The following is a 12,089-nucleotide window of genomic DNA, read 5'->3' as shown; positions in this document are numbered from 1 at the left end:
CGATGTCCGACGACGAGAAGAACCCCGCCCGCGAGATCATCACGGACTACGCACAGGCGCACTTCCGGTACTTCCGGACCGTCGACGGAACCGTGTACGCGCAGAAGAACGGCCACCCCGTGGCCCGCCCGATCCGCTCGCAGGGCACCACGGGAAGCCACCGCCAGGAACTCATGGTCGGCCTGTACAAGGACGGGCGCGGCGTTTTCAACGGAACCGCTCTCAAGGAGGCGTTGGACTTGATCGAAGCACTCGCGCTGGCCGAGGACGTACAGCCCACCCACATCCGCGTCGCGCCCGGATTCGACGGCGCGACCTGGCTGGACCTGGGCCGCAACGACGGGCAGTCCGTCCGCATCCACCCGACCGGCTGGGACATCCTCACCCCCGACCCGCAGGAAGTCTGCTGGCGGCGCACCCAGCTCACCGGCGAACTCCCCCTGCCCGCCCAGGACACCAATGGCAAAGGCATCGATCTCCTGCTCCGCCTGTGCAACTTCGCCAGCGCCGAGACCGAGTGCCTGGCCATCGCCTGGCTGATCGGGTGCCTGGAGCCGTCCGTGCCCGTGCCCGCGCCGTTCCTCACCGGCCCCCAGGGGGCGGGCAAGTCCACGGGCGGCCGGATGCTCGTGCGGATCACCGAGGGGATGAGCGGTGACCTGCGCCGGGCGCCGAAGGACGAGGAGAACATGATCACGGCCGTCGCCGCCGGATGGGTCACCGCCCTGGACAACCTCTCCCACCTTCCCCCGGACCTGTCCGACCTCATGTGCTGCATCGTGACCGGTGCCGAGAGCATCAAGCGCGCGCTCTTCACTGACGGGGACGTCGTCCGCTCCCGTTACCGGCGCCCCATGCTGCTGACCGGTATCGACGTCGGTGTCATCCGGCCCGACCTCGCTGAACGTCTCCTCCCGCTCCGTCTCGTGCGACCTCGGGTGCGGCGGACCGAGGCAGAGCTGTGGACGGAGTACGCGGAGATCCTTCCGGTCGTTCTCGGCTCCCTGCTGGACCTGACAGTGAAGGTGCGGGCCGCGCAGGCGGAGACCCCCACCGACCTGCGGATGGCCGACTTCGCCCACCTGCGCGCGCAACTCGATGCGGCTACCGGGTTCGGCTCGCTGGCCGCGTACCGGGCCAGCCTCGATGACCTCAACGACGATGTCATCGAGGGAGACCTCCTCGCGCAGACGGTCTTGAAGCACGCCACCGGGCTCGATGCGGGCGCGGAAGTCCGCATGACGTCCTCGGAATGGCTGCACTGCCTCACCGGCCTCTACAGCGGCGAGGAGTGCCGTCCCCTGCCCAAGGGCTGGCCCACCACCGGCAAGGTCCTCTCCGACCGGCTCAAGCGCCTCCAGCCGACCCTCGCCGCACGCGGCGTCCTCATCGACTGGGGCCGCACCAGCGCCGCCCGCTACATCGAGATGACCCGCCCCGCGACACCGCCCCCGCACCAGCAGGACCCGGCATTCTGACCCACGCCACCACGGCGCCACACCGAACAAGCAAGAGGAGCACCCCGCGCCCGGACGGTGCTCCTCTTGCTGTTCCGGCGGCTTGCCGCCGCTGCACCAGACGCGCCGCGAAGCGGCTCCTTCTTCAGGTCCTGAGCAGCACCGCACCACCACAGACACCGCCCCCTCTTCTTTTTCCTAAGAGGAGAGAACTTGCGTCACCCAGGTCACCAGCCACCCGAACCTGGGCCCTGACCAGCGGCTACAGCGGTGACGCGGACGTCCAAACCTGCGTCATCCCGCGTCACCTGCGTCACGGGTGACAGAGCCCCACCCCGCGATGTGACACGCCCCAAGCTGCCCGCGTCATTGCACAACAGCAGGTCAGAGCCACAAATGACGTGCGTGACGCCATGACGCAGAATACCGCGCTTCGGACAGACGCACGCCCCCGAGAGGCCCCCGAAATCGCCTCACGCACCCGCCCCGTAGCGGACTTGCGGTAGAGGGGGCCCGGGGGCACCCGACGCGCCATCCAGGAGAGGTCGCCGCATGGCAACAGCCCCTGATGCATCCACACCGCAGCGGCGCCTTTTCCGGGTTGAAGCCGCTGCCGAAATCCTCGACATCAAGCGATCCACTGCGTACGAGCAGATCCGTCTGGGACGACTTCGCACCGTTCGTATCGGCCGCCGCCGCCTCGTGCCCACCGAGTACATCGATGAGTACGTCGAACTGCTCAAGGCTGAGGCGTCCGCCGCCTGATGACTCCAGCTCGATGGGCCGCGCCAGAACGGCGCGGCCCTCTCCATGGAGAGGCACACAACAGCATGACCGAGACGCCGAAGCGCGCCCGCAGGGCTGGCCACGGTGAAGACACGATCTACTGGGACGAGAAGAAGAACCGCTATGTGGGCGCTGTCTCCCTGGGGTACGCCCCGAACGGCAAGCGCCGCCGCCCGAAGGTCTACGGAAAGACGAAGACCGAAGTTCGGCAGAAGATCCGGGACTTGAAGAAGGAGGTGCAGTCAGGCGTCAAGGCGCCTGCCAACTACACCGTGGCCGACGCGGTGAACGACTGGTTGGCGCGCGGCCTTAAGGGACGCGACGAGAAGCAGACCATCGGCAAGAACCGCTCGGTGGCGGACAAGCACCTGATCCCGTTCATCGGCAAGGCGAAACTGAAGGATCTGAGCGCGGACGACGTCGACGACTGGCTGGACGACCGGTCCGAGTTCCTTGCTACGCGCAGCCTCCGCGATCTGCTCGCGATCCTGCGGCGTTCCATCGAGCATGCACAGCGCCGAGACAAGGCGGCACGGAACGTTGCCATGCTCGTCACCGCTCCGGAGGGGCGCCCCGGTCGCCCGAGCAAGGCACTAAATCTTGAGCAAGCGAGGGCCGTACTTGTCGCTGCCCGACCGTCGAGGCTGTACGCCTACCTCGTGCTCTCGTTCCTCAGCGGCGTACGCACAGAGGAGGCACGGCCCCTCACCTGGGATCACGTCTTCCTGGACACGAAGGATGGCATCCCGCCGCATGTCGCGGTGTGGCGCTCGGTTCGGAAGCACGGCGAGACCAAAACCAGGAAGAGCCGCAGGACCATCGCTCTGCCGAAGATGGTGGTCGAAGTGCTCGAAGAGCACATGCGATGGCAGAAGCAGGAGCGCGCTTCGAAGGGGAAGGAGTGGAGCCCGACCGGCCTCGTCTTCACGACCCGGAGCGGCGAGCCGATCGATGCGGCCAACGTCCGGCGCGACTTCCGCGCCATCATCGCCAAAGCGGCCAAGATGCCGGGCATCGACCTGAAGCCGCACGAGTGGACGACCAGGGAGACGCGGACCAGCTTCGTGTCCCTGCTCTCCGACCATGGCGTCCCACTGGAGACCATCGCGCTGCTGGTCGGACACAGCAGCCAGACCACCACAGAGGTCGTCTACCGAAAGCAGTTGCGGCCCGTGATCACTAAGGGTGCCGAAGCGATGGATGTGATCTTCGCTGAGGACCAGGAGGAGGACGAGGCGCGCGACCCGGGAGAGGGCGCCATCAGCGCCTGACCAAAAGCGCTTGGCCCCCTGTTTGGCCCCCAAAGCACTCAGAGGGCCTACCCGCGAGAAGCGGATAGGCCCTCTGACCTGTGTCGGGGTGGCGGGATTTGAACCCACGACCTCTTCGTCCCGAACGAAGCGCGCTGCCAAGCTGCGCTACACCCCGAAGCAACGAGCTCTACTTTAGCGGACCTGTGGCCAGACACGAAATCCGGTTCCGGGGGCCTCGCAGGTCGGGGCCCCCGGAGGGGGTCAGGGGGTTTGGGGGGTGAGGGTGAGGAGGGTGGCTTCCGGGGGGCAGGCGAAGCGGACGGGGGTGTAGCGGTTGGTGCCGCAGCCGGCGGAGACGTGGAGGTAGGAGGTGTGGCCCCCGGCCTCGTGGGTGGAGAGGCCCTTGACCCGGCGGGTGTCCAGGTCGCAGTTGGTGACCAGGGCGCCGTAGAAGGGGATGCACAGCTGTCCGCCGTGGGTGTGGCCCGCGAGGATCAGGGGGTAGCGGTCGGCCGTGAAGGCGTCGAGGACGCGGAGGTACGGGGCGTGGACCACGGCGAGGGAGAGGTCCGCGCCGGATTCCGGGCCGCCGGTGACCTCGGCGTAGCGGTCGCGCTTGATGTGGGGGTCGTCGAGGCCGGTGAGGGCGATCTCCACATCGTCCAGCTTGAGCCGCCCGCGGGTGTTCGAGAGGCCGACCCAGCCGGCCGCGTCGAAGGCGTCGCGCAGCTCCGTCCACGGGTTGTGGACGGCACCGACGGCCGGGGCGTTGCCGTTCAGACCGTGGCGGCCGCTGGCCTTTTCCAGCAGATAGCGGGCGGGGTTGCGCAGCTTCGGTCCGTAGTAGTCGTTGGAGCCGAAGACGTACGCGCCGGGGAACTCCATCAGCGGGCCCAGCGCGTCGAGGACCTCCGGGACGCCTTCCGGGTCGGAGAGGTTGTCGCCGGTGTTCACGACGAAGTCGGGGCGCAGACCGGCGAGCGACTGGAGCCAGCGCTGCTTCTTGCGCTGCCCGCTCACCATGTGGATGTCGGAGACCTGCAGGACGCGCAGCGGCCGCATGCCGCGCGGCAGCACGGGCACGGTGATGCGGCGGAGCCTGAAGGACCGCACTTCGAAGCCGACGGCGTAGGCGAGACCGGCTGCGCCGACCGCCGTGATTCCCAGAGGTACTCCGTATCGCGCGCGCATGGTCTCCATGGTCGCAGAACGCCGCCGGGGGAGAAATCTTCGGGTGATTCCCGGCCAGTGCTGGCAGACTCGACGCCATGACCACCACGCTCAAGTCCAGGCTGCACGACGATCTCACCGCAGCGATCAAGGCGCGCGATGAGCTGCGCTCGTCCACGCTCCGGCTCACCATCACCGCGATCTCGAAGGAAGAGGTCGCGGGCGAGAGCGCCCGGGAGCTGTCCGACGCCGACGTGGAGAAGATCATCGCGCGCGAGGCGAAGAAGCGCCGCGAGGCGGCCGAGGCCTTCGACAAGGGCGGCCGGGCGGAGCAGGCGGAGCGGGAGCGGGCCGAGGGCGAGGTGCTCGCCGGGTATCTGCCGCAGCCGCTGACGGACGACGAGCTGAACGCGCTGGTCGCGGAGGCGGTACGGGAGGCCGTCGCGGGCGGCGCCGAGGGGCCGCGGGCGATGGGCGCGGTGATGAAGATCGTGAACCCGAAGATCGCGGGCCGGGCGGAGGGCGGCCGGGTCGCCGCCGCGGTGAAGCGCCAGCTCGCGGGCGGGTAGCGCGTACGACGAAGAAGGAGGGGCCCGGACGATCTCTCGTCCGGGCCCCTCCCGCGCTCAGTAGGCTGTTCAGCCAGCCGCAGCGACCGCTACCGCGGCCACTCGAAGCCGCCGTTCCCATTGCCGCCGTTCCCGTTGCCGCCGATCACGCCCGGCGGGAGGGAGATGTCCGGCCACGGGTTGTCCCGGCCGCCGCCGTTCCCGGGCTTCTCACGGCCGGGCTTCTCGCGGCCCGGCTTCTTGGGCGGGGAGGGCTTGCGCGCGTTGGGGTCCTTGATCGGCACGCTGACGAAGTCCGGCGCGTCCTTGCCGTTCAGCGCGCCGCTCATCGCGTCCTTCCAGATGGGGCCGGGGGTGTCACCGCCGTACACCTTGTCGTGGGGGACACCGCCGATGGTGATGTTCTCCATCTTGAGGCCGCTGGCGCCGGGGCCGCCGCCGACCCACACCGCGCCCGCGAGGTTCGGGGTGTAGCCGACGAACCACGCGGCCTTCCGCTCGTCCGTCGTACCCGTCTTACCGGCGCTCGGGCGGCTCTGCAGACCGGCCTGCTTGCCGGTGCCGTCCTCGACCACACCGCGCAGCAGGGTGTTGATCGTGTCCGCGGTCTTCTCGGACATCGCGCGCGAGCACTTCGACTGCGGCACCTTCAGCTTCTTGCCGCCGGGGCCGGTGATCGAGTCGATGAAGACCGGGGAGCAGTAGACGCCGCGGTTGGCGAACGTCGCGTACGCGTTGGCCATGGTCAGCGGGGAGAAGCCCTCGGTACCGAGGGTGAGCGAGGGCACCTGGTGGTGCTCCTTGCCGTCGGCCCGCTCCACGCCCATCTTGTCGGCCAGCTCGGTGACCGGGCAGACGCCGATGTCGCTGATCATCTGGACGAAGTAGGTGTTGACCGACTTCGCGGTCGCCTCCTTCATCCCGTACGGGCCGCGCTCCGACTCGTTCTCGTTCTCGACGGTCGCGCCCTCGCCGTTGGTCCAGGTGCCCTTGCAGGTGCTGACCGGGCTCGGGTACTCCATCTTGTACGGCGAGGAGTAGCTCTTGTACGGCTTCGTGCCCCGCTCCAGGGCGGCCGCGGCGGTGATCGGCTTGAACGTGGACCCCACCTGGAAGCCGTAGTTCGAGCCGCCCATGTTGTGGTCCGCGGAGAGGTTGATCTGCGTCTGGTCCTTGCCGAAGCCGTACGGCTTGGACTGGCCCATGCCCAGGACCTTGCCGGTGCCCGGCTCGACGAGCGAGACGGCGGTGGCGGCCTTGTCGGACTGGTAGACGTGCGACTTGATCGACTTCTGGACCGATTCCTGCGCCTGCGGGTCCAGCGTCGTACGGATCGTCAGGCCGCCCTGGTTCCAGCGCTTGGCGCGCGCCGCCGACGTCTTCCCGAAGACCGGGTCGTTGAGGAAGATCTGGCGGACGTAGTCGCAGTAGAACCCGGCGCCCTTGACGGCCGTGATGCAGCCGCTGCGGGGCATGCTGACGTCGAGGCCGAGCGGCTTCTTCTTGGCCGCGGCGGCCTGGGCCGCGGTGATGTCCTTCATGTCGGCCATGCGCTGCAGCACGGTGTCGCGGCGGGTCTTCGCGGTCTCCGGGTTGGTGACCGGGTCGTAGCGGCTCGGCGACTGGACGAGACCGGCCAGCAGCGCGGCCTGCTCCACCTTCAGGTTCTTGGCGGACGTGCTGAAGTAGCGCTGGGAGGCGGCCTCGATGCCGTAGGCCTGCTGCCCGAAGTACGTGATGTTGAGGTAGTTCTCCAGGATCCGGCGCTTGCCGAGTTCCTTCTCGACCTGGATCGCGTACTTCAGTTCCTTGATCTTGCGGCCTATCGACTGCTGGGTGGCCTCGGCGAACTTCTCCTTGCTGTTGCCCGCCTCCTCGACGAAGACGTTCTTCACGTACTGCTGGGTGAGGGTGGAAGCGCCCTGTGAGACGCCGCCGCTCTGCGCGTTCCTGTTGGCGGCGCGCAGGATGCCCTTGAGGTCGACCGCCCCGTGCTGGTAAAAGCGCGCGTCCTCGATCGCGACGATCGCCTTGCGCATGTACGGGGAGACGTCGCCCAGCTTCACGATGGTGCGGTCACGCGAGTAGACCTTCGCGATCTCGCCGCCCTTCGCGTCCAGGATGGTGGTCCGCTCGCTGAGCGGGGGCGTTTTGAGATTGGCCGGAATATCGTCGAATTCCTGGACCGTTTCCTTGGCGGTGAGGCCGAACGCCCCGACAGCGGGAAGCGCGAGCCCGGCCATCACGGCGCCGGCCAGCGCACTGACGCCGAGGAACTTGGCGGCCTGTTGAGCGGTGGACAGCCCTCCGCCCGAGCGCGTGTAACCCATAAGAGGCAGCCTACGTGGCGAATCGCCGGACAGGGGACCGCGTGTTCGCATACGCTGTTTCACGCCAGCCACGCATGTACTGCTGTGTCACATCGCACGAGATCGCACCACATCCCCGGCCCCACTCGAGTGAGTGTTGAGGCGTGCCCGGATTGTGGCCCCGTGTCCCGAGCTGCCCGGTGTTCGCTGCGTGAACTGCCCTGCTTTGCACCAGTAATCGCAAATGTCGTCAGCTCACTCCGTTGGGTGATCTGCCGCGTACCCATAGTCCGTTCGGGCCATCCAAGATTGGGCCTGCAGGGGGTGTTGCGGCTTGCTCGCCTTCCGTAACGTCCTCAACTGGCGACGGTGAATATGCCGTTTGTCGCCGTGGGGGAGCTCCGATTCGGGAGAGGACGGCGCCAGCATGGGCTGGGTAACCGACTGGAGTGCGCAGGCCGCCTGCCGCACTACTGATCCAGATGAACTGTTCGTCCAGGGCGCGGCACAGAACAGGGCCAAAGCGGTCTGCACCGGATGCCCGGTGCGCACCGAGTGCCTTGCGGATGCCTTGGACAACCGTGTCGAGTTCGGTGTGTGGGGAGGGATGACCGAGCGGGAGCGGCGGGCGTTGCTGCGCCGCCGCCCGACGGTGACCTCCTGGCGAAGGCTGCTGGAGACGGCACGCACCGAGTACGAGCGCGGCGCGGGCATTCTGCCCTTCGATGACGAAGAGTACGAGCGCTTCGCTGCCGTCGGATAGCGCGTCGGACAGCGGTCGGCCGACAGGCCGGTGCGCGACGAGGTCGCATCGCATCACCACAACTTCATCTCACCCACCCCTCGTCACGGGCTTGTTCTCTCATCTACGACGGGACGAGGAAGGGTGCACGACACGAGTACGGCCGCGACTGTGGTCGCGGCCGGTCGTGGCCGGGCAAGGTGGTTCACGGGCTGGGGGCCTGCGGACCTTGGGGCAGCCCGCCACGCCACGGACGACGACGTGCACGGACGGATAGGGCGGAGCGCGACGGTGCGGACGATTGGGGATCCGCGGCGGACGCTGTGACGCTGCACCGTCCTGGCCCGTCCCGGCCGTGACGTCGGCCCGCCATGGGCCTGCGCGGCGTGCGCGCCTTGCGTGTACGTACGCGTCATGACGGCCGTGTCAGCCGCGCGGCGTAGCCGTGCCGGGAGCACCTGTGCGTGGGCACCTGTACGTGGGCACCTGTGCGTGGGCACCCTTGCGTGGGTACGCCACGGCTTGGGGCGCGCGCGTACGCGTACATCGGTACGCGGCGCCATGTGTACGCGCCCCAGGGGCACTTGGGTAGGCGTCAGCCTGCCCGCCGCCTTCTGCCTGCCTGTCGCCAGGGCTGGGCGTCAGCCTGCCGTGCGCTCGGACTGGTCCGCCGGAACCGCCGCGAGGCGGTCGCCGATGGCCCGCAGTCCTGCCAGGTCGTGTACGTCTCCAGGGAGCGCGGCCACTTGGGCCACGGGAACCTCGGGGTGCAACGCCGTGAAGCGGTCGTGTGTGCGCTGCTCGCGTCCGAGCACCTGCATACGCTCCGCGTGCAGCCGGAGCAGTCCCGCAGCCAGCCGCTCCGCCGACGTGGGGGAGACGTCGGGGTCCGCTGCCGTGGAATTGTCCGCCGCTGAGGCGTTCCGGGCTTGAGCATTCCCTGAGTCGGGATCGACAAATCCGTCGGCACCAAGATTTTCCGCGCCCTCGCCGGGGTTGGCCGGAACGCTACCCTCCCCCGGCGGATCCGCAGCGGCGGCGCTCTTCAGGATCAGCGTCTCCGCCGCAGCCAGGGCCCGTTCCGCCGACAGTTGTTCGGCGCCGCTGCCGTGCACCCGGTTCAGTACGAGACCGGCCAGCGGCATCTGATCCGCGGCCAGCCGCTCGACGAAGTAGGCGGCCTCCCGCAGCGCGTCCCGCTCCGGGGCGGCCACCACCAGGAAGGCCGTACCGGGCGCCTGCAGCAGCCGGTAGGTGGCCTCGGCGCGAGTGCGGAACCCGCCGAACATGGTGTCCATCGCAGCCGCGAACGTTTGCACATCGCGCATCAGCTGCCCGCCGAGGACCTTGCTGACCGTGCCCGTCATCATCGATACGCCCACGTTGAGGAACTTCATCCCGGCCCGGCCACCGACCTTCGCCGGGGCCATCAGCACCCGGATGAACTTCCCGTCCAGGAACGAACCGAGCCGCTTGGGGGCGTCCAGGAAGTCCAGCGCCGACCGGCTCGGCGGCGTGTCGACGATGATCAGGTCCCATTCCTCGCGGGCCCGCAGCTGGCCGAGCTTCTCCATGGCCATGTACTCCTGCGTGCCCGCGAAACCGGCCGAGAGCGACTGGTAGAAGGGGTTCGCCAGGATCGCGCGGGCGCGCTCGGGGTCGGCGTGCGCCTCGACGAACTCGTCGAAGGTCCGCTTCATGTCCAGCATCATGGCGTGCAGTTCGCCGCCCGCCTCGTCCCCGACGCCCGCCACCCGCCTCGGGACGTTGTCGAGCGCGTCGATGCCCATGGACTGCGCGAGCCTGCGGGCCGGGTCGATGGTGAGGACGACGACCTTCCGGCCGCGCTCGGCGGCCCGTACGCCCAGCGCGGCGGCCGTGGTGGTCTTGCCGACGCCGCCGGAGCCGCAGCACACCACGATGCGGGTCTGCGGGTCGTCCAGCAGCGCGTCGGTCTCCAGCCGGGGTGCCACGTCCATGCTCATGCCGCCTCCTGCGTACGGCTCGTGCCGTTGGTGTCGCCCGTACGGGGCGCGCGGCCGGTGCCGCGCGCCGTGCCCGTGCCGCTCACGACCGCGGTGCCGCTCACGACGGCCACTGCTTGCGCAGATCGCCCGCCAGCCGGTACAGCCCGGCCAGGTCGACGCCGTCCGTCAGCAGCTCCAGCTCGTGCAGCGGCAGGTCGAGACCGCCCAGCTCGGACCGCTGTGCCCGCTCCAGGGCGACGCGCTCGGCGTGCTCGCGCGCCTGCTCCAGCAGCGGGTCGACCAGCCGCTCGGCGAGGCCACCTCGGCGCGCGCCGCCCAGCCCGGCCTGCGAGAGCGCCTTGGCGACGGCCGCGCGACGGCCGTTGGCGGCGTCGTCGACGGCCTCGTGGTCGAGGATCGCGGGCCGCACCATGTTGACGATGACCGCGCCCGTCGGAAGGCCGTCCGAGCGCAGCTCCGCGATGCCGTCCGCGGTCTCCTGGACCGGCATCTCCTCCAGCAGCGTCACCATGTGGACGGCCGTCTGGGGCGACTTCAGGACGCGCATCACGGCCTGGGCCTGGTTGTGTATCGGGCCGGTCCTGGCCAGCCCCGCCACCTCGTGGTTGACGTTCAGGAAGCGGGTGATCCGGCCGGTCGGCGGGGCGTCCATGATCACGGAGTCGTAGACGAAGCGGCCGTCCTTGCCCTTGCGGCGCACCGCCTCGCACGCCTTGCCGGTCAGCAGGACGTCCCGCAGCCCCGGCGCGATGGTGGTCGCGAAGTCGATCGCGCCGAGCTTCTTCAGGGCGCGCCCCGCCGAGCCCAGCTTGTAGAACATGTGGAGATAGTCCAGGAGTGCGAACTCCGGATCGATCGCGAGGGCGTGGACTTCGCCGCCGCCCGGCGCGGTCGCGATTTTGCGTTCCTCATAGGGAAGCGGTTCCGTTTCGAAGAGCTGTGCGATGCCCTGGCGGCCTTCGACCTCGACCAGCAGCGTGCGCCTGCCATCGGCCGCGAGGGCCAGCGCGAGTGCGGCGGCGACCGTGGTCTTGCCGGTTCCGCCCTTGCCACTGACGACATGGAGCCTGCTCACATTGGGAGCCTAACCAGTCCCCCCACGGGCTACGCACCAGGCCCCAGGAGTGAGGCATTACAGTCGGCTGCATGACGAAGTGGGAATACGCGACCGTGCCGCTGCTCGTACACGCCACGAAGCAGATTCTGGACACCTGGGGCGAGGACGGCTGGGAGCTGGTCCAGGTAGTTCCCGGGCCGAACAACCCCGAGCAGCTGGTGGCCTACCTGAAGCGGGAGAAGGCGTGAGCGCCGTCGAGGACAAGCTCGCCGGGCTCGGCCTGACGCTGCCGGGGGTCGCGGCGCCGCTCGCCAGTTACGTCCCGGCGATCCGTACCGGGCCGTACGTCTACACCGCGGGCCAGCTGCCGCTGGTCGACGGGAAGCTGGGCGTGACCGGCAAGGTCGGCGCCGAGGTGACCCCGGAGGAGGCCAAGGAGCTGGCGCGCATCTGCGCGCTGAACGCGCTGGCCGCCGTGAAGTCGGTGGTCGGCGACCTGGACAAGGTCGTGCGGGTCGTGAAGGTCGTCGGCTTCGTCGCCTCGGCCCCGGACTTCACCGGGCAGCCGGGCGTCGTCAACGGCGCCAGCGAGCTGCTGGGCGAGGCGCTGGGCGACGCGGGCGTGCACGCGCGCAGCGCGGTCGGCGTGGCGGTGCTGCCGCTGGACGCGCCCGTCGAGGTGGAGATCCAGGTCGAGGTCGCGGACTAGCCCATCCGTGGCCCGGGCCCGCTCGCCCGCGGTCCGGCCCTGTACGGCC

Annotated in this window: 11 protein-coding genes and 1 tRNA gene; 7 read left to right on the top strand and 5 right to left on the bottom strand. The window is 69.2% G+C overall.

Annotation, left to right across the window (positions count from 1 at the left end):
* The first annotated feature begins 2 nt into the window (after positions 1 to 2).
* The 3 genes from ACWC5C_RS08010 to ACWC5C_RS08000 all read left to right on the top strand — a co-directional run bounded on the left by ACWC5C_RS08010 (position 3) and on the right by ACWC5C_RS08000 (position 3,514).
* Positions 3 to 1,478, top strand: a complete 1,476-nt coding sequence (locus ACWC5C_RS08010) for an ATP-binding protein (protein WP_450874604.1) — start codon at positions 3 to 5, stop codon at positions 1,476 to 1,478.
* Between the two features lie 531 nt (positions 1,479 to 2,009).
* Entirely contained in the window at positions 2,010 to 2,222 is a 213-nt protein-coding gene (locus ACWC5C_RS08005) for a helix-turn-helix domain-containing protein (protein ID WP_450874603.1), read from the top strand.
* Positions 2,223 to 2,287: 65 nt separating this feature from the next.
* Entirely contained in the window at positions 2,288 to 3,514 is a 1,227-nt protein-coding gene (locus tag ACWC5C_RS08000) for a site-specific integrase (RefSeq protein ID WP_450874602.1), read from the top strand.
* Between the two features lie 83 nt (positions 3,515 to 3,597).
* Here ACWC5C_RS08000 and ACWC5C_RS07995 read toward each other — a convergent pair.
* Both ACWC5C_RS07995 and ACWC5C_RS07990 read right to left on the bottom strand, forming a co-directional pair.
* Positions 3,598 to 3,671: transfer RNA gene (locus ACWC5C_RS07995), tRNA-Pro, on the bottom strand.
* A gap of 86 nt (positions 3,672 to 3,757) precedes the next feature.
* Positions 3,758 to 4,687, bottom strand: a complete 930-nt coding sequence (locus ACWC5C_RS07990) for a metallophosphoesterase (RefSeq protein ID WP_450874601.1) — start codon at positions 4,685 to 4,687, stop codon at positions 3,758 to 3,760.
* 77 nt (positions 4,688 to 4,764) lie between these two features.
* Between ACWC5C_RS07990 and ACWC5C_RS07985 the strand changes: the two genes are divergently transcribed.
* Complete coding sequence (locus tag ACWC5C_RS07985) at positions 4,765 to 5,235, top strand: GatB/YqeY domain-containing protein (RefSeq protein WP_385436226.1); 471 nt, start codon at positions 4,765 to 4,767, stop codon at positions 5,233 to 5,235.
* An 89-nt stretch (positions 5,236 to 5,324) separates the two neighbouring features.
* Here ACWC5C_RS07985 and ACWC5C_RS07980 read toward each other — a convergent pair whose 3' ends face one another.
* Positions 5,325 to 7,565, bottom strand: a complete 2,241-nt coding sequence (locus ACWC5C_RS07980) for a transglycosylase domain-containing protein (protein ID WP_450874600.1) — start codon at positions 7,563 to 7,565, stop codon at positions 5,325 to 5,327.
* Positions 7,566 to 7,971: 406 nt separating this feature from the next.
* Here ACWC5C_RS07980 and ACWC5C_RS07975 point away from each other — a divergent pair, with 406 nt between their 5' ends.
* Positions 7,972 to 8,307 carry a WhiB family transcriptional regulator gene (locus ACWC5C_RS07975; protein ID WP_063730272.1) on the top strand — a complete coding sequence of 112 codons (336 nt, stop codon included), beginning with the start codon at positions 7,972 to 7,974 and terminating at the stop codon, positions 8,305 to 8,307.
* Positions 8,308 to 8,927: 620 nt separating this feature from the next.
* Here ACWC5C_RS07975 and ACWC5C_RS07970 read toward each other — a convergent pair.
* Positions 8,928 to 10,271, bottom strand: a complete 1,344-nt coding sequence (locus ACWC5C_RS07970; protein ID WP_450874599.1) for an ArsA family ATPase — start codon at positions 10,269 to 10,271, stop codon at positions 8,928 to 8,930.
* 100 nt (positions 10,272 to 10,371) lie between these two features.
* Positions 10,372 to 11,349, bottom strand: a complete 978-nt coding sequence (locus ACWC5C_RS07965) for an ArsA-related P-loop ATPase (RefSeq protein ID WP_450874598.1) — start codon at positions 11,347 to 11,349, stop codon at positions 10,372 to 10,374.
* Positions 11,350 to 11,420: 71 nt separating this feature from the next.
* Between ACWC5C_RS07965 and ACWC5C_RS07960 the strand changes: the two genes are divergently transcribed.
* Together ACWC5C_RS07960 and ACWC5C_RS07955 are read left to right on the top strand one after the other, a co-directional pair.
* Entirely contained in the window at positions 11,421 to 11,579 is a 159-nt protein-coding gene (locus ACWC5C_RS07960; protein ID WP_003967454.1) for a DUF4177 domain-containing protein, read from the top strand.
* A complete protein-coding gene (locus ACWC5C_RS07955) occupies positions 11,576 to 12,040 on the top strand; it encodes a RidA family protein (protein ID WP_450874597.1) in 465 nt (154 codons plus the stop codon). Before ACWC5C_RS07960 ends, ACWC5C_RS07955 begins: the two co-directional genes overlap by 4 nt.
* Positions 12,041 to 12,089 lie beyond the last annotated feature (49 nt).

It is taken from the genome of Streptomyces sp. NPDC001700 (assembly GCF_053596435.1).
Note: the sequence above shows the minus strand (reverse complement) of the source record. Positions and strands in the feature narration are given on the sequence as shown.